This window comes from Aeromonas crassostreae, from assembly GCF_054052445.1.
Map to the genome: position 1 here is coordinate 251495 of NZ_JBSTYM010000001.1, position 17380 is coordinate 268874.

A 17380-nucleotide genomic window follows, 5' to 3' on the forward strand; every position below is an offset into this window, starting at 1 on the left:
CTTATGCCTCAACCTGATAACAGTAAACAGGGGAAGCATCTGGCTCAAAAGAATCATAGTCAGATTGAGTGTCAGGGCAATGAAGAACTTGGGTATAGCCATCACCAGAAAGGAACTCGCCGCAGAACGGGCAAGTCAGGCGATAAGCAAACAGAGGTTTAACGCCGATAACCCCATTTATCGGCGACTGGGATTCACAAGAAAGAGCCCCTGTCTCATCGACCCAATCAGCTAAGTCAATGTCGGTAAAATCCGGGCCAAGTTCATCAAGATCACCGTCCAAGATGCAGAGGTCTGAACAAGCGGAACAGCCCTGACCGGCACACTGCTGGCACACGTGGTAAACCGGGGGGTGTTCATGTAGGGTCTGACGTTCCATGCAATTCACCATCAAGCGGATTGAGTGATTGCCGGGAGTATTGAGAACAAAACTTCAATCCGCAAGCCGCGGATCTGCAGAAGAAACGATGTGATAAACTCAGGAAAACACGTTGAGGAAATAGAAAAATGGACTCCAAAACCCTAATTCAAGCGTACATGAGAGCAAAAAATCTCACTCAGCTTAAGCAAGTGGCTGAAGCGCTGCATTTATCAACGTCATACATCACGGATATCAACCAAGGGAACAGACAATTTGCTGATGAAACAGCAGTTTCCATAGCAAAAGAAATTGGGCTTGACCCGGCAGAAGTAATGATTTCGCTTAATGCAGCTAAAGCGAAGACTCCCGAGATGAAAGCGGCATGGTACGACGTTCTAAAAAAGTATTGCGCAAGCACGGGAACCGCGCTGGCCGTGGCTTGCGTGATGATGATGAGCCCAAATCAGGCGCCTGAAACAACTGCGCATAATGTATATTATGTTAAATATGGTATTCCATTTCCTGTCACGCCTATACGAACTGTGTATAATGGCAACAATTGCTCCTCTCTCCGACCGGATGTCTTAAGTGGCTGAATTAACATCAGAACAACTGAAACCCGCTTTTGCGATTGACCTCTTTGCTCCCCTGAGCGAACTCGACCCCATTCCCTTTGCCGCCTTGCAACCCAGAGCCATTTCAGCCATCAAGCGTCTGGCCAGTTTCGACGGCGATTGCCCCGTGATGCTGATCAACGGCTTCCCCGGAGCAGACTACGAACAGGTGTGCCGCACCCTGATTGCCGACACTCATGGCAAGGACGGCGATCTGTTCGATCTCTGCTATACCGAGAACCTCAACAATCCGTTCAAGCCCATCTGGCTGCGACTGCAACCGGGCACAGGGTTCGAGTTTTGCGAGATGGTTGGCGAGCTGCTCAAACTGATGAGCCACCATCTGGATGCCGAGCGCCTGGTGACCCGCATCATGCGCAAGCAGAAGGATGACCCCAAGATAGCCGACTTCCTATCGGATCTGTCGGCCCATGTCGCCCTCGGCCTCGAGTTTCAGCACCCCGTGCTCATCAACCTGCTGATCCATCACGAGGATCAGCAGGCCCCCGTGATCTATGGCCGGGATCTGAACTGGGACACCCTGTTTGGCTCCATCAACTATCAGACCGAGCAAGGCTCGGTCTACGCCAACCAGCATCTGCTGGAGCCGGGTCTGATGCGTCAGGCCAATGGCGGCTATCTTATCTTGCAACTCGATGAGCTGCTGGATCAGCCCCACCTCTGGTTCAAGCTCAAGAACGCCATGCTCAAGGGCGAGCTGGACTGGAACGCCTACCAGGAAGGCAAGACCCTGACCCCCTTCTTCGCCCCGGAGGCGACGCCTATCCGGCTCAAGCTGATCCTGGTCGGCGATCGGTTGGAAGTGGCCGAATTCCAGATGCTCGATCGTGACATGTCGGAGCGGATCTTCCTGCGCGCGGACCTGGTCTCCGAGGTGGAGATTGACGATGAACTGCCTGACTTTCTCGGCTACCTGGCCTGGATCCGCCAGCGCTGGTCCCTGCTGGACTTCACCCCGGCAGCCCAGGCGGCGCTCTGCCGTCACGCCAGCCGGCTGTGCGACCATCAGGAGTGGCTCTCCCTCTCCGAGGTGCAGCTCACCGCCCTGATGCGGCTGGCAGACAGTCTGGCCCGGGAGCTGGAGGCCGACATCATCGATCAGGAGCACATCGTCAATGCCCTGGCCGAGCAGGATTTCCGCTTGAATTACCTGGTTGAACAGTCCGATCAGGGGGTGATCGATGGCCAGATCCTGCTGCAGACCGAGGGGGAAGAGATAGGCCAGATCAATGGCCTCTCCGTGATCCAGGTCGCCGGCCACCCCTACGATTTTGGCGAGCCGGTTCGCCTCACCGCCACCGTGCATCTGGGGGATGGCGACGTGGCGGATATCGAGCGCAAGGCGGAGCTGGCCGGTCATATCCATGCCAAGGCCATGATGATCATCCACGGCTATCTCTCCAACAAGTTCGGTGCGGAGAACCCCTCACCTCTGTCGGCCAACCTGGTGTTCGAGCAGTCTTATCACGAGATTGACGGGGACAGCGCCTCCCTGACCGGCCTGTGCGCCCTGCTCTCTGCCCTCGCCCGCCAGCCCATCTATCAGCACTTTGCCGTCACCGGCGCCGTCGACCAGTTTGGCAATGTCCAGGCGGTGGGCGGAGTCAACGAGAAGATCGAGGGCTTCTTCCGGGTGTGCCAGATCCACGGCCTCAATGGCAAGCAAGGCATTCTGTTGCCCGGTACCAATGCCCAGCAACTGAACCTCTCCGACGAGGTGATTGCCGCCGTCGAGCAGGGACTGTTCCACATCCACCCGGTGGACCATGTGGAGGAAGCCATCGAGCTGCTGACCGGCTGCGTGGCAGGGGAGCCGGATATGCCGGACACCCTGTTTTTCCGCATCCAGCAGCGGCTGGACGATCTCAACGGCACTCTGCCCAAAACGGGCATAATGCGCACCATACTGGGCCGTCTGTTTGGCCATTAACAAGTGATCGGAGTTGTCTAGCGCACAGGTGTACGCTAGATTGGCTCCGCTTTGACTCATATGAAGGATACACAGCGTGACCCAAGATAAAACCGCCTCTGCAACTCCCCTCTCCCTCTGTGAACAAGGCAAGACCTCGTTCTCCCGCGAGGAGCTGCTCGCCTGCAGCCTTGGTGAACTGTTTGGTGAGGGCAACAGCCAGCTGCCCGCCCCCAACATGCTGATGATGGATCGCATCGTCACCATCAACGATAACGGCGGCGAGCACGGCAAGGGCGAGATCCTGGCAGAGCTCGACATCACGCCGGACCTCTGGTTCTTCGATTGCCACTTCCCGGGCGATCCCGTCATGCCGGGCTGCCTGGGCTTGGATGCCATGTGGCAGCTGGTCGGTTTCTTCCTCGGCTGGAAAGGTGGCCCCGGCAAGGGTCGTGCCCTGGGCGTGGGTGAAGTGAAATTTACCGGTCAGATCCTGCCGACCGCCAAGAAGGTCACCTACAAGATCACCTTCAAGCGGGTCATCAACCGCAAGCTGGTCATGGGGATCGCCGATGGCGTGGTCGAGGTGGATGGTCGCCCCATCTACAGTGCCACCGACCTGAAAGTGGGCCTGTTCAAGGACACCACCAGTTTCTGATCTCGCCATGTCACGGCAAGCATCAACGCAAAGGGGCCTGTCGGGCCCCTTTCCTGTCTTTGAATGGTGATGAAGTGACTACTTCATGAAGAGTCCTGAACTCCGTCCTTCCATGGCGTCACGCCACCCTCCCAGCCATTGGCCGCGGGCGTCCAGACACTGGTACGGACAAGATTCGCTTTGTTTACCGACAACGCCAGCCTGATAACCGCGAGCGCGAGCTCTCTCCAGACGGTCCCGTTTTTGTCTCTTCATATTCAACGACCCTCTTCGTGGAACGAAAAAAGCGACCAGTTTTTCACCGGTCGCTTTCATCATTAACGCAAGGCCAAAGTCAGGTCAAATAAAACTTCCCATGCTAATCGTGGCTTGTGACACAAGGCACTGAACTGCATTACATTTTTATGACCCGCTTTTTTCAGCCACGGCGACGCAGCCAGGCGAAGGGCAGACCCAGCAGAGTCAACCAGAACAGGCTGCCACCACCACTGCCGCCGCCGTCACCATCCTGACCGGTCTGGTTGACGACCGGGGCGTTGGCCACCACGCGATCGGACGCTATGCCTTCATAGTTGAGGCTATCCGGGCTCAGCTTGACGCTGACCACGGTGGCATTGCTGCGGTTGTTGAGGTCGGTCTCGCTGCCATAGCGATAGGCGGTGGCCGCTATGGTGCCATCCGCGCTGATGCCGCTGGCATAGGCGATGTGGTAGTAGACACCATTCTGGCTGCAACTCTTGCTGCCGGCATCGTTCAGGCCGCAGATGAGGTCGTTGAGATACCAGTTGCTGCCATTGGCGGCGTTGAGCAGGAAGGCTTCCTGCATGCGGTTGGTACCGCCGCTCACCGGCTGGGTCTGATGACGGGAGTCACGCCAGCCGACCACCATGTTGTGATCGTTGATGGCCGCGGCTTCCGAGTTGGCACCGCTGATCGGACTGTTCTTGAGGGGCACGGAGGCGTTGCTGCTCGGGTTGTTCAGGTTGAACACGAACATCTCGACCGGGCGGTTCTGCCCCTTGTTGGTGCCATAACGCTGGTTGCCTATCACATAGCCGTTGGCATTGACGCCGCTGGCCCAGCTGCCGCGCAGGCTGGCATCGCTGTCATCCGGCTTGCCGTCGGACAGGGGAATGGCCTTGGTGGTGCCAGCCGACTTGTTGGCCAGATCCAGGGTCCAGTAGGCGGCGAGATCCAGGCTGTGCTCCGCATACTCTTCGTCGGTGGCCGAATAACCGACCGCGACCCAGCTGCCATCCTTGAGCTTGGCAGCCTGGAGCGCGGAGGCGGTCTGCACCATGTTCTTGTCATCGTCGTAGTAGCTGGTTGGCTGGAACAGGGTGGCGGCGTCATTGTCTACCAGCCAGAAGGCCGCCTGGGTGTCGACCCCAGGGCAGTAGCGGTAGTCGCCGAAGCTGTCGTCATCGCCGTTATAGCACTCTGTGTACTCGTCGGTGGTGACCTTGCGGTTCTTGCCGGTGGCGGCGGTGCCCGTCACCAGGTACTGACTGCCGCTGACATGGGCCACGCTGGTGGCACTGCTCAGCACATTGGTACCGTTCACCTGGTAGCTGCCATCCAGGGCTACCTGGTTGCCGTCGTTGATCACGGCAAAGCCGGTGCGGCTGTTGGCCAGCCCACTGACCGCGTTCTTGGAGGACTTGTAACCCACATAGGTGCCGCTATCGGGCCCCATGGCGACCACCAGGCCATCGGTTTCGCTGCCAGACAGGCCCAGGTTGTCGCGCTGGGAGCTGGAGTCGAGGAAGTCACGGCGCCAGTCATAGCCAAAGTTGGCATTGTCTTCCCAGAAGGCATCGCAGACGTCACTGGAGAGGATGCAGTTCTGATCGAAGCGGAATCTGTCTACCAAAAAGTCAGAGAAGGGTGCGGAGGAGAAGAAGCTGCCCGCATCGTTCTTCAGTTTCACCGCCAGCACGCTGTTGTCGGCGCTGATCCCGACCCCATAGCCCTGCCCCACTTCGGTAATGGTGAAGAAAGGGCTCTGCGCCGCCTGGGCATTGAGGCTGGCGCCGACCAGTACGGCCAGTATGGATAATTGCTTTTTCATCTACGTCCTTAGTCCTGATGTTTCAACGCTTCCAACTCCTCCCAACGGGAGAAGGCCTGTTCCAGTGCTGCCTCGGCAGCACTCAGGGCATGTAGCTTCTGCTGTGTCTGTTCGGCACTGAGCGAGAAGAAGCCGGGCTCATTGATTTCGCCCTGCAATGTATCAAGTTCGGCTTCAAGTTGCTCCAGTTTTGCGGGCAGAGATTCCAGCTCCAGCTGCAATTTGTAGGAGAGCTTGCGGCTCTTTTTGGCGGGTTCGCTCGTCGTCGCGACGGACTCTGTCGCCGTCGGGGCCTTGCTCGCCGCCTTGGCCGGTTGCGCCGCCTGCTGGGCACGGGTCGCCATCATGTCGGCATAGCCACCCACATAATCGCTGATCCGGCCATCTCCCTCGAACAGCCAGCACCCGGTCACCGTATTGTCGATGAAACGGCGATCATGGCTGACCAGCAGCAGGGTGCCGGGATAGTCTGCCAGCAGCTCTTCCAAAAGTTCCAGGGTTTCGACATCCAGGTCGTTGGTTGGTTCATCCAAGATCAACAAGTTACTGGGCTTCAAGAACAACTTGGCCAACAGTAGACGGTTTTTCTCGCCCCCTGACAATGCCTTGACCGGGGTCCGCGCCCGCTTGGGCTCGAACAGGAAGTCCTGCAGATAGCCCAGGATGTGGCGGGAGCGGCCGCGCACCATGACTTCCTGCTTGCCCTCCCCCACGTTGTCCACCACGGTCAGCTCGGGATCGAGTTGCTCGCGGTATTGATCGAAATAGGCCACCTCCAGGTTGGTGCCCCCCTTGACCAGCCCGCGGCTGGGGGCGAGCTGACCCAGCAACAGCTTGATCAGGGTGGATTTGCCGCAGCCGTTGGGGCCGACCAGGGCAATCTTGTCGCCCCGCAGCACCTGCAGATCCAGCCCCTGGAACAGGGTGCGATCGCCAAAGTCCAGCCCGAGTCCCTCGGTCTCGAACACCAGCTTGCCGGAGCGATTGACCTCGTCCAGTTGCAGCTTGGCCTTGCCCTGCAGCTCGCGGCGCTGAGAACGCTCCCGGCGCATCGCCTCCAGGGCCCGCACCCGGCCTTCGTTGCGGGTGCGGCGGGCCTTGATGCCCTGGCGCACCCACACCTCTTCCTGGGCCAGCTTGCGATCGAACTCGGCATTTTGCAGCTCTTCGACCCGCAGCGCCTCTTCCTTGCCCTGCAGATACTCGTCGTAGTTGCCGGGCCAGGAGGTGATCACGCCCCGATCGAGATCGATGATCCGGGTCGCCAGCTTGTGGATGAACTCCCGATCGTGGGAGATGAAGACGATGGCGCCGCGAAAGTCCTTGAGGAAATCCTCCAGCCAGTTGATGGCCTCGATGTCCAGGTGGTTGGTCGGCTCGTCCAGCAGCAGCAGATCCGGATCGCACGCCAGTGCCCGGGCCAGAGCCACCTTGCGCAGCCAGCCGCCGGAGAGGCTGTCGAGGGTCACATCGGGATCCAGCCCCAGCAGGGTCAGCACCTGGCTGATGCGGGTCTCGAACTGCCAGCCGTTCTGATAATCGAGCTGCTCTTGCAACTCGCTCATCTTGCGGATGTTGGCGTCCGAGGGATCGCTCGCCAGCTCCAGGGAGATGTGGTGATATTGCTTGAGCAGCTCGCCGACCCCAGCCAGCCCTTCGGCGGCATAGTCAAACACGGTGAGTTCGCTCGAGGCGGGGGGATCCTGCTCGAGGCGGGTCACCTTCAAGTCTTGCTGCAACACCAGACGGCCATCGTCCAGGGGCAATTCGCTGGCAATCACCTTCATCAGGGTGGACTTGCCCGCCCCGTTGCGGCCCACCAGGCAGAGACGCTCGCCCCGCTCTATGGTGAGCTCGGCGTTGTCGAGCAGCGGGAAATCACTGAACGACAGGGAGGCGCCGTGCAATGTTAATAAAGCCATGTTCCTTCCTTATTGCGTATGAAAAAACGGGCGGCAGACTGGATCTCCCCCCGTTTCATCGTCAAATCAGCACTACTGATGCCCAGCCCAGGCCGTCAGCTGTGCCAGGGTGAAGGGCCAGCCCAGTTCGCGGCCGGCCTCATCTCGCAGCACAGGGATGCGCACCCGGTAGGCGCTGAGCCACCGCTCATCTTCCATGATGTCGCACTGGCGGGTCTTGCTGGCCAATCCGGCCTGCTCCACCAGCGCCCAGGCCTGTTCGCACAGATGGCAGCCCTCGGTGTGAAACAGGGTCAGCATCAGGCCTGCGCCTCGGTCTGCTCAGGGGCGTGGGTGATGATCCAGCAGTTGTGGATATGCTGGTTGCGCTCGAAATCCTTGGGCCGGGTCTTGCCGGTGATGTTCTGGGCCTTGAGGCCGGCGGCCTCGAGACCGGCCAGATCCATCTTGAAGTGGCGCTTGTTGTTGGAGAACACCAGGGTGCCGTCCGCCGCCAGCAGGCGTTTGAGGTGCTGCATCAGCAGCAGGTGATCCCGCTGCACGTCGAAGCTCTCGTCCATCCGTTTGGAGTTGGAGAAGGTGGGCGGATCGATGAAGATGAGATCGTACTGATCCTCGGCCTCGGAGAGCCACTTCAGGCAATCTGCCTGGACGAACTTGTGCTGACGGCCCACCAGGGAGTTGAGCCGCATGTTGTCCTGCGCCCAGTTGAGGTAGGTGTGGGACATGTCCACAGTCGTGGTTTCGCTCGCCCCGCCGAGGCCCGCGTGCACGGTGGCACTGCCGGTGTAGGCGAACAGGTTCAGGAAGCGCTTGCCACGGGCCATCTCACCCAGCATGCGGCGGGTCTGACGGTGGTCGAGGAAGAGGCCGGTATCCAGGTAGTCGTAGAGGTTGACCCACAGCCGGGCGCCGTACTCCTGCACCTCCATTCTGTGCTGCTCCTCGGACAGCTTCTGGTACTGCTGCTTGCCTTCCTGACGCTCGCGCACCTTCAGGATCACCTTCTCGCCGTCCATGCCGGTCACCTTGATGGCGGCCTGCACCATGTCGAGCAGGCGCTGACGGGTCTTCTGGGCGGGGATGTCCTTGGGCGCGGCGTACTCCTGCACCACCAGGTAATCACGATAGCGGTCGATGGCGGCGTTGTATTCCGGCAAGTCGGCGTCATAGAGGCGATAGCAGTCGATCCCCTCCTTGCTGGCCCACTTCTCGAGGGTCTTCAGATTCTTGCGCAGCCGGTTGGCAAAGTCCTGGGCCACCTCTTTCTGGGAGGCCACCGAGTCGAGCGCGATCTGGTAGTTGCGCAGCTGACACTCCAGCGCCCCGTTGAACAGGCGATACTGCTTGTCGGCCCGCAGGCGCAGGCAGCTCAAGAGCTCAGGGGAGGCAGAGAGAATGGTGACCTTCCAGCCCTGGAAGCTGCGGCGCAGGGCATCGCCCAGGGCCTGATGCACTTCCAGCAGGGCCGGGAATTCGCCAAGACGCTCGCCATAGGGCGGGTTGGAGATGAGCATGCCGACTTGGCGGGCTTCCCCTTCTGCGGCGGCGTGCGGCAACGGGTTCTCCAGCGCGGTCACGTCGGCCTGCTTGAAGGTGATGAGGTGGGCCACGCCGGCCGCCTTGGCGTTGTCGCGGGCCTTCATCAGCACGCGGGGGTCGGCATCGCAGCCAAACAGCTTGGCTTCGCAGCGCTGCATGCCGCGCTTGGCGCGCACCTGGGCTTCCATCATCAGGCTCTGCCACAGCTCACCATCGTGTTGCAGCCAGCGATCGAAACCGAAGCGCTCCCGGCGCAGGGCCGGCGCCATGTCGGCGGCGATGAAGGCCGCTTCGATGAGCAGGGTACCGGAGCCGCACATGGGGTCCATCATGGGCTCGCCGGTCCAGCCGCTGCGAGCGATCATGGCCGCCGCCAGGTTCTCTTTGAGGGGCGCTTCGCCGGTGCCCTGACGGTAGAAGCGCTGATGCAGCGCCGGGCCTGACAAGTCCAGCGTGATGTTGGCCTTGCCCTTGCCCAGGTGCGCCATGATGCGAATGTCCGGCGACTTCTTGTCCACGTCCGGGCGCACATGGCCGCGCTTGGTGAAGCGATCGACGATGGCATCCTTGATCTTGAGCGCCCCGTACTGGGTGTTGCGAATGGCGGGGTTGGTACCGGTGAAGTCCACGGCGATGGTGGCGGTACCGGAGAAGTGCTCTTCCCAGGGAATGGTGTGGGCGCCGAGATAGAGATCCAGATCGTCGTTCATCTGGAATTCGGACAGCACCAGCACGATGCGGGAGGCAAAGCGGCTCCACAGGCAGGCCTTGTAGCCGATGGCCAGTTCGCCCTTGAAGTGGACGCCGGCCACGGTCTCACGGACCTGCTCAGCACCCAGATTGGTCAGCTCGACGGCCAACAGGTTTTCCAGCCCCTTGGGGCAGGTTGCAAAAAATTCTTTCATCACGCTCACGGGGAACCCATAAAAATAGGCCCGCATTATACCCCATTCGCGGCCGTCTTGGCTGCCCCGAACATCACCAACTCCCCCCTCAATTCACGGCCAGAGGGAAGATATCGGGGAAACGCGGGGGCGAGCTGCCCCTCGTCCCCTGCGATCCCGCCCGGGAGCGGCAGCTTCTCTTGCAAAAGGCAGCAGGGAAATGGGTGTAGGCAGAGGGAGTCAATAGGAGAGCCTCGGTCTGCCGGCCAGCAGACAGGCAAGGGGGATGGTGGGGGTCAGCCCACCTGGCGCAGCTCGGGAGCGGCCCTGTGATAGAGGCCCAAGCGGTTGTTCATCACCTTGATCACGGCAAATCTCGGCATCAGCTTGTTGCCGCTCAGCATCAGCTCCTCGGTCAGATTGAGGCAGACGCTGGCTTGCTCCCCCGCCTCTATCACCATGAACACCCCCTCACCGTGCTGAGTGTGCATGACCACCAGCTCCCCCCGCTCCGGCATCAGGCGCTGACCCAGTTCAATAAAGAACCAGCTCTGGGGCATCAGGGGTTTATAAAAACGGCTCACCGCGATGGCATTTAATACCAGCTGCACCTGATGAGGCACGCTCCAATTGAGATCGGCGGCGTTGTCCATCAGCTGATAATAGAGGGAGGCATCATCGACACAGAAAGGCTGGGTAGTAAAAGAGGCTGGCACCAGCTGGCGCCCTTGATATTCGGTCGCGAATATCATCTCATCGCTCAGCTCCAACATCAGACGGTCGGACTTCGCATCATAATGCCATTGCCATTGATCGTTCGGTTGGAGAAACATGAGACGCCCTTCCTTGCTGCAGTAATTCGACTCTATTCCAAGTCGATAATTTCGGCAACCTTAATTCCGGGCGTCTTTATATTAAATTGACCAGATACGTCAGATATTGGTCACTATCTCTTTCACCAGGGCCGGTCCCTTATAAATAAAGCCGCTATATATTTGGACCAGGGTGGCACCGGCTTGCAGTTTCTCCCGGGCGGCCATGGCGCTGTCCACACCCCCGACACCGATAATAGGAATGGTCCCTTTCAGCTCCTGAGCCAATAAACGGATCACCTCGGTGCTCTTGTGCTGCAGCGGACGACCGCTCAATCCCCCCGCCTCACCGGCATGGGGCATGTCATAGATCATCTCGCGCGCCAGGGTGGTATTGGTGGCGATGACGCCATCGATGCCGTTTTTCAACAAGGATCCGGCCACCTGTTTAATTTCATCCAGGCTGAGATCCGGGGCGATTTTAACCGCCAGCGGCACATACTTCTTATATTGCGCCGCCAGCACTTGCTGACGTTCTTTGAGGGCGGCCAGCAGTTCGTCCAGCGCATCCCCATACTGCAGCTGACGCAGACCCGGGGTATTGGGAGAGGAGATATTGACGGCGATATAACCGGCATGATCATAAACCTTGTCCATGCAGATCAGGTAATCGTCTTTGCCATTCTCGATGGGGGTATCTTTATTCTTGCCGATATTAATGCCGATCACTCCCTGATATTTGGCGGCCTTGACCCGCTCCACCAGATGATCCACGCCGAGGTTGTTGAAGCCCATGCGGTTGATGATCCCCTCGGCCGGCACCACCCGAAACAGGCGGGGCTTGTCGTTGCCACTCTGGGGCTTGGGGGTCACTGTGCCCACTTCAATGAAGCCGAATCCCATGGCACCGAAGGCGTCGATGCACTCGCCATCCTTGTCGAGCCCCGCCGCCAGACCGACCGGATTGGCAAAATTAAGCCCCATGCAGGTGACGGGGCGTTGGGGCAAGGATTGGCGGAAAAAGATATCGAGCGGTGTGCCATGAAGACGGGCGAGTTGCTTGAGGGAGAGCTCGTGAGCCTGCTCCGGATCCAGCTTGAACAATAAATGCCTGGCGAGGGGGTAAAACATCTTTGCTCCTTAAAAAAAGCCCCGGCAACTGGCCGGGGCTTTTGGGGTGATGATGCCACTCGATGTTATATCGAGGTTCGGCAATTCAACTGGAGCAGGTTCAACTCCCGCAAGGCCACCGAGAACTTGGCGAACTCGTGCGTGCTGGTGGTCTTGAAGTCGGCCAACATATGGGTCCAACGGGACAAGAGTTGCTCATGCTCCGCAATCCAGTCGGCCAGTATGGTATCGCATTCTCCCTGATCTTTGCACCCTTCCAGCACCACGGAAGTGAGGCTGCGTTGCTGCCAGTCCAGATCCTCGCGAAACGACGCTCTGGCCATCGCCTGCCAGTGGTTGCCCACCGGCTGATGGTTGATCTGCTCCAGGAACCAGTGCAGGTCGAGCTTGGCACCGAGGCGATAGTAGACATTGGCCACCCGCAGTATGTCGCTCTGCTGATCCGCCGCAATCTGCGCCAGATCCAGGCAGGAGAAGAGGCTGCTCATGTGGGCCACCTGACGGGCGATGGCCTCTGGCACCTGCCTGTCCATCAGGGCGGCAACCGCCTGGCGGTGTTCGGCCACCTCGCTCTCATCCATCACCTCGTAGAGGTGCTCGCTCAACGTCTCGAAGGCGGGGCGGAAGAAGGCGATGTTCTCCCCTATGCTCCAGCCGCGGTTGCGGGCACGCAGGAACCAGCGGGTGGCGCGGCGCACGATGCGGCGGCTGGCGAACATCAGCTCGAGCTGGGTCTCGGCGTTCACCCGGTTGTCCAGGGATTCGATGTCGCGCCACAGGGGGTCGAAGCCGAACACTTCCCGGGCCATGGCGAAGCAGGTGGCGACCTCGGCCACGGAGGCACCGGTCTCGTCGCGCATCCGGGTCGCGAAGTTGAGCCCCATGTCGTTGACCAGCATGTTGGCGACCCGGGTCGCGATGATCTCGCCCCGCAGCGGATGCTGGGCCAGGGCCTCGCCGAAGCGCTGTTGCAGCTGCTCGGGGAAGCTGGTGACCAGCATGCGGGCCAGGAAGGGCTCGTCGGTGATCTCGGGGCAGTTGAGCTGCTCCTTGAGCACCATCTTGCCGTAGGCCACCAGCACCGCCAGTTCGGGACGGGTCAGGCCCTGCCCGGCCGCCATGCGCTCGGAGAGATCCTCGTCGGAGGGGAGAAACTCCAGCGCCCGATCCAGCTTGCCTTCCCGTTCCAGCCCCTGGATGAAGCGCTGCTGCTCCTTCAGCTGATCGCCGCCACGGAACTGGGTAACCGAGATGGACTGGGACTGGCGATAGGCGTTGGTCAGCACGATGTCGGCCACCGCGTCCGTCATCTCGTAGAGCATCTGGTTGCGCTGCTTGAGGGTCAGTTCCCCTGCGGCAACAAGCTGGTTCAGCAGGATCTTGATGTTGACTTCGTTGTCGGAGCAGTCCACCCCGCCCACGTTGTCGGTGAAGTCGGTGTTGATGCGGCCCCCCTGGCTGGCGTACTCGATACGGCCGAGCTGGGTGAAGCCGAGGTTGCCCCCCTCGCCGACGATGCGGGCCCGCAGATCGCGGCCATTGACCCGCAGGGCATCGTTGCTGCGATCCCCCACCTCCCCATCGCTCTCCTTGTGGCTCTTGACGTAGGTGCCGATGCCGCCGTTCCACAGCAGATCCACGTTCAGGCAGAGCAGCGCCTTGATCAGCTCGTTCGGCGCCATGCTGGCCTTGTCAGTGCCGAGCAGGGTCTGGATTTGCGGGCTCAGCTTGATGGACTTGGCGGAGCGCAGGAAGATGCCGCCGCCGGCCGAGATGAGCTCACGGTTGTAATCGTCCCAGCTCGATCCCGCCAGCTCGAACAGCCGCTTGCGCTCGGCGAAGGTGCTGGCCGCGTCCGGCGTCGGGTCGATGAAGATGTGCATGTGGTTGAAGGCGCCCACCAACTGGGTGTGCTCGGAGAGCAGCATGCCGTTGCCGAACACGTCGCCGGCCATGTCACCTATCCCCACACAGGTGAAGTCGGTGGTCTGACAGTCGATGTCCAGCTCGCGGAAGTGCCGCTTGACCGACTCCCAGGCGCCGCGCGCCGTGATGCCCATCTTCTTGTGGTCATAGCCGACCGAGCCGCCTGAGGCAAAGGCGTCGCCCAGCCAGTGGCCGTACTCCTGGCTTATCTCGTTGGCGATGTCGGAAAAGGTGGCGGTGCCCTTGTCTGCAGCCACCACCAGGTAGTAGTCATCCTCGTCGTGACGCATCACATCCCTGGGCGGGATCGCCTCCCCTGCAATGATGTTGTCGGTCACGTCCAAGAGGCCTCGGATAAACAGGCGATAGCAGGCCTTGCCCTCCTCCTGGATCACGGCGCGGGGAGCCCCCACCGGCATCTGCTTGCAGTAGAAGCCCCCCTTGGCGCCGACCGGCACGATGACGGTGTTCTTCACCTGCTGCGCCTTGACCAGACCCAGCACCTCGGTGCGGAAGTCTTCCTTGCGATCGGACCAGCGCAGGCCGCCCCGGGCCACCTTGCCCCAGCGCAGATGCACCCCTTCCACCCGTGGCGAGTAGACGAAGATCTCGAATTTCGGCAGGGGCAGCGGCATCTCGCTGATCCCGGCGGGGGCCAGCTTGAAGGAGATATAGGGTTTGACCTCCCCTTCCTTGTCCAGCTGGTAATAGTTGGTGCGCAGGGTCGCCTCTATCATCTCCATGTAGCGGCGAATGATGCGGTCGTCATCCAGGTTGGCCACCAGATCCAGCTTGGCGGTCAGCTGCTCGTGCAGCTTGGCCAGTACCTTGGCATCCTGCTTGCCAGCCGGATCCAGGCGCGCCTCGAACAGGGAGAACAGCAGCTGGGCCAGCTCGGGATAACGGGTCAGGGTCTCCTCGATGTAGCTCTGGCTGAAGGAGACACCGGTCTGGCGCATGTATTTGGCATAGGCGCGCAGCACGGAAACCTGACGGCCGGTGAGGCCCGCCCCCAGCACCAGACGGTTGAAGCCGTCATCTTCCAGGGTCTTGTTCCAGACGGCGGCGAAGGCCTGCTGGAAGCGCTGCTGGCTCTGGGCCAGGCTGAAGGGCTGATCGCCGCGCAGCAGCATGGAGAAGTCGAGGATCCAGAACACGTCGCCGTTGGGGGTCTTGACCTGGTAGGGGGTCTCCCCTATCACCCTCAGCCCCATGTTTTCCAGCATGGGCAGCACGTCGGAGAGGTGGATGGGTTCGGCGCGGTGGAACAGCTTGAGGCGGACCCGGCGATCGTCCTCCTCCTCCTGGGCGCGGTAGAACAGCATGCCCAGCGGCTCGGCCTCGCTCAGGTTGTCCAGGGCCATGATGTCGGCCACGGCGGAGCCCGGCAGCACGTCTTCCTTGTAGGCGCGGGGGAAGGCGTCGTTGAAGCGGCGACCCAGCTCGTTGCCCTTGGCCTCGCCATAATGGGCCAGCAACACGGAATCCAGGCGATCGTCCCAGCTGCGGGCCGCTTCAATCAGGTTGTTCTGTACTTGGTTCACATCCACATCCACGTTGTTATTGTTCACTCGGACTATGTAGTGGGTCCGGGCCAGCACGCCCTCGGAGAAGTAGACGTTGAACTCCACCTCTTCGCTGCTGCCAAAATATTTCTGCAATATCTGTTGGGTCTTGATCCGCAGCGCCGTGTTGTAACGCTCCTTGGTGACATAGACCATGCAGGAGAAGAAACGGCCGTAGACGTCGCGACGCACGAACAGGCGCAGCATGTCCCGCTCCTGCATCGCCAGCACCCCCTGCCCCGTGGCCAGCAGCTCCTCTTCGCGGGCCTGGATCAGCTCATCGCGCGGGTAGGTTTCCAGCACGTTGAGCAGCGCCTTGTAGGCGTGGGAGCCCGATTCAAAGCCGGAAGCGGCCATGATGCGCTCGAGGCGGTGGCTGATGAGGGGGATCTGGGTGGCACTGGTGTTGTAGATGGAGGAGGCGTAGAGGCCGATGAAACGATCCTCTCCCACCACCTTGCCATGCTCGTCGAAGCGCTTGATGCCGATGTAGTCCACATAGGCCGGGCGATGCACCCGGGATTTGCTGTTGGACTTGGTCAGGATCAGCAGATGGTTGGAGAGGGCGGCGTGGCGGGCGCTGGCGGGCATGTGGCCCAGGCGCTGTCCCTCGTCCTTGATGGAGTTCTTCATCAGCCCCAGGCTGGAGTCGGGCTGGGGCAGGATCTCGTGATCCCCCTCCACCGCCTTGACGTCGTAGCGGCGATAGCCCATCAGGGTGAAGTTGTGGGCGGCGACCCACTTGAGGAAGGCGACGGTGGAGTCCACCTCCTCCTTGCTGACCGGGCTGTTGCGGCTCGGCAGCTCCTCGATGATCTCGTTCAGGCGCGCCAGCATGGGCTGCCAGTCGCCGACCGCCAGCGCCACCTCACCGGCCACGGAGTCGAGCTCGGCGGCCAGGGCCAGCATCTGGCTCTCTTCGGTCAGGTGATCGATCTCGATGAGGAAGGCGGTCTCGGCCGACGTCTGCTGCGCCGTGTGCTCCAGATCCAGGATCGCCTCTATCTTGCCATCCTTGCCGCGGATGAGGTGCAACGGTTGATGCAGCATCATGTGGGCCGTGATGCCCCGGCGCTTGAGCGCCATGCGGATGGAGTCCACCAGGAAGGGGGAATCCTGCAAGATGATCTCGACGATGGTATGGGGCGACTGCCAGCCGTGGCGGGTCAGCTCGGGGTTGTAGACCCGGATATAGGGCTCGGTGCCGCTGCGCTGGTTGAGGGCGTTCCACAGGCTGAGGGCGGCGCCGTAGAGATCGCTGTCATTGCGATCGTGCAGATCATCGCTCGCCATGTTGCCGTAGAACTTGGCAACGAAGCGCTCGACCAGGGAGGCACTCTTGTGGGGTAGCTTTTGATGGATCAGGCTGAGAACGTTTTCGAGCAGAACTGAGGTAGGGGCGTCTTTCAATGCCATTGCTAGTTTCCTTATCGGACCGACATCACCGACAGCGACATCCACCCTGGATGCCCGCTGGTACAGAGTTGTGCGAAGTGTAATGGGTCGGATCCGGGAAGGCGAGCGAAGCTGATAATGAAATGTTAAAAACTAGCGGCAGATCACGGCTCAGGCTGTCATTAATTTTGTCATTTTAGAAAAATGCAGAAAATATCACTGACAAACTCCGTTTTAACCCGATAGTTAGTGATATTAAGCAGATAATTACGCGGTTTGCTGTTTGGTTTTTGTTAATTTATGCGTTCCAGGCCGATGAAGCGGTGATCGTCCCCCGTCTTGAGCAAAAAACGGCCATGGACCCCGCTCTGGCCGACGAAAGGACGGATCTTGTCCAGCCCCAGCTCCAGGGTCAGTCCCTGATCGCAGCGCACCACCAGGCGGCGGGCATGCCCCTGGTACATCAGCAATATCTCGTCACGGGACAGACTCAAACCAAAGGTAAACTGCTTCACTCCCTCTTCTCCTCCTGCAGGCAGCCGATCCGGGTCGGCGGTCATCAATGACAG

The 17380-nt window shown here is 60.4% G+C and carries 13 protein-coding genes; 3 read left to right on the plus strand and 10 right to left on the minus strand.

Annotated elements, in window-relative coordinates; translation table 11 throughout:
- Window position 1 precedes the first annotated feature (1 nt).
- Window positions 2–379, minus strand: coding sequence for a hypothetical protein (locus ACW5W4_RS01120; RefSeq protein ID WP_456688121.1), 378 nt, complete (start codon window positions 377–379; stop codon window positions 2–4).
- A 128-nt stretch (window positions 380–507) separates the two neighbouring features.
- On the opposite strand from ACW5W4_RS01120, the gene ACW5W4_RS01125 reads away from it, so the two are divergent.
- The 3 genes from ACW5W4_RS01125 to fabA all read left to right on the plus strand — a co-directional run bounded on the left by ACW5W4_RS01125 (window position 508) and on the right by fabA (window position 3563).
- Window positions 508–957, plus strand: a complete 450-nt coding sequence (locus ACW5W4_RS01125) for a DUF3693 domain-containing protein (RefSeq protein ID WP_456688122.1) — start codon at window positions 508–510, stop codon at window positions 955–957.
- Window positions 950–2926, plus strand: a complete 1977-nt coding sequence (locus tag ACW5W4_RS01130; RefSeq protein ID WP_456688123.1) for a Lon protease family protein — start codon at window positions 950–952, stop codon at window positions 2924–2926. Before ACW5W4_RS01125 ends, ACW5W4_RS01130 begins: the two co-directional genes overlap by 8 nt.
- Before the next feature lie 76 nt (window positions 2927–3002).
- Window positions 3003–3563, plus strand: coding sequence for a 3-hydroxyacyl-[acyl-carrier-protein] dehydratase FabA (gene fabA, locus ACW5W4_RS01135; protein ID WP_456688124.1), 561 nt, complete (start codon window positions 3003–3005; stop codon window positions 3561–3563).
- Window positions 3564–3641: 78 nt separating this feature from the next.
- On the opposite strand, the gene rmf is transcribed toward fabA, so the two are convergent.
- From rmf to ACW5W4_RS01180, 9 genes are all read right to left on the minus strand, one after another.
- Window positions 3642–3818 carry a ribosome modulation factor gene (gene rmf, locus ACW5W4_RS01140; protein ID WP_456688181.1) on the minus strand — a complete coding sequence of 59 codons (177 nt, stop codon included), beginning with the start codon at window positions 3816–3818 and terminating at the stop codon, window positions 3642–3644.
- 163 nt (window positions 3819–3981) lie between these two features.
- Window positions 3982–5634, minus strand: a complete 1653-nt coding sequence (locus ACW5W4_RS01145; protein ID WP_456688125.1) for a DUF3466 family protein — start codon at window positions 5632–5634, stop codon at window positions 3982–3984.
- 8 nt (window positions 5635–5642) lie between these two features.
- Window positions 5643–7556: an ATP-binding cassette ATPase Uup gene (gene uup, locus ACW5W4_RS01150; RefSeq protein WP_456688126.1), complete on the minus strand. Its 1914-nt coding sequence runs from the start codon at window positions 7554–7556 to the stop codon at window positions 5643–5645.
- 72 nt (window positions 7557–7628) lie between these two features.
- On the minus strand, window positions 7629–7856 hold the full coding sequence (locus tag ACW5W4_RS01155; protein ID WP_456688127.1) for a glutaredoxin family protein: 228 nt from the start codon (window positions 7854–7856) through the stop codon (window positions 7629–7631).
- Window positions 7856–10039, minus strand: a complete 2184-nt coding sequence (rlmKL, locus tag ACW5W4_RS01160) for a bifunctional 23S rRNA (guanine(2069)-N(7))-methyltransferase RlmK/23S rRNA (guanine(2445)-N(2))-methyltransferase RlmL (protein WP_456688128.1) — start codon at window positions 10037–10039, stop codon at window positions 7856–7858. Before rlmKL ends, ACW5W4_RS01155 begins: the two co-directional genes overlap by 1 nt.
- A 239-nt stretch (window positions 10040–10278) precedes the next feature.
- A complete protein-coding gene (locus ACW5W4_RS01165) occupies window positions 10279–10815 on the minus strand; it encodes a cell division protein ZapC (RefSeq protein WP_408793338.1) in 537 nt (178 codons plus the stop codon).
- 99 nt (window positions 10816–10914) lie between these two features.
- Window positions 10915–11925 (minus strand): quinone-dependent dihydroorotate dehydrogenase, encoded by a 1011-nt coding sequence (gene pyrD / locus ACW5W4_RS01170; protein ID WP_456688129.1) that lies wholly within the window; start codon window positions 11923–11925, stop codon window positions 10915–10917.
- 65 nt (window positions 11926–11990) lie between these two features.
- Window positions 11991–16832, minus strand: coding sequence for an NAD-glutamate dehydrogenase (locus tag ACW5W4_RS01175; protein WP_456688130.1), 4842 nt, complete (start codon window positions 16830–16832; stop codon window positions 11991–11993).
- A gap of 272 nt (window positions 16833–17104) precedes the next feature.
- Window positions 17105–17326, minus strand: coding sequence for a DUF2835 family protein (locus ACW5W4_RS01180; RefSeq protein WP_408793341.1), 222 nt, complete (start codon window positions 17324–17326; stop codon window positions 17105–17107).
- Between the last annotated feature and the right edge of the window lie 54 nt (window positions 17327–17380).

What these genes read in the sequence shown, in the direction of transcription:
- ACW5W4_RS01165 (WP_408793338.1), bottom strand. Translation starts at nt 10,815, where the DNA reads ATGTTTCTCCAACCGAACGATCAATGGCAATGGCATTATGATGCGAAG.
- ACW5W4_RS01175 (WP_456688130.1), bottom strand. Translation starts at nt 16,832, where the DNA reads ATGGCATTGAAAGACGCCCCTACCTCAGTTCTGCTCGAAAACGTTCTC.
- rlmKL (WP_456688128.1), bottom strand. Translation starts at nt 10,039, where the DNA reads ATGCGGGCCTATTTTTATGGGTTCCCCGTGAGCGTGATGAAAGAATTT.
- rmf (WP_456688181.1), bottom strand. Translation starts at nt 3,818, where the DNA reads ATGAAGAGACAAAAACGGGACCGTCTGGAGAGAGCTCGCGCTCGCGGT.
- ACW5W4_RS01155 (WP_456688127.1), bottom strand. Translation starts at nt 7,856, where the DNA reads ATGCTGACCCTGTTTCACACCGAGGGCTGCCATCTGTGCGAACAGGCC.
- ACW5W4_RS01145 (WP_456688125.1), bottom strand. Translation starts at nt 5,634, where the DNA reads ATGAAAAAGCAATTATCCATACTGGCCGTACTGGTCGGCGCCAGCCTC.
- ACW5W4_RS01125 (WP_456688122.1), top strand. Translation starts at nt 508, where the DNA reads ATGGACTCCAAAACCCTAATTCAAGCGTACATGAGAGCAAAAAATCTC.
- pyrD (WP_456688129.1), bottom strand. Translation starts at nt 11,925, where the DNA reads ATGTTTTACCCCCTCGCCAGGCATTTATTGTTCAAGCTGGATCCGGAG.
- uup (WP_456688126.1), bottom strand. Translation starts at nt 7,556, where the DNA reads ATGGCTTTATTAACATTGCACGGCGCCTCCCTGTCGTTCAGTGATTTC.
- ACW5W4_RS01120 (WP_456688121.1), bottom strand. Translation starts at nt 379, where the DNA reads ATGGAACGTCAGACCCTACATGAACACCCCCCGGTTTACCACGTGTGC.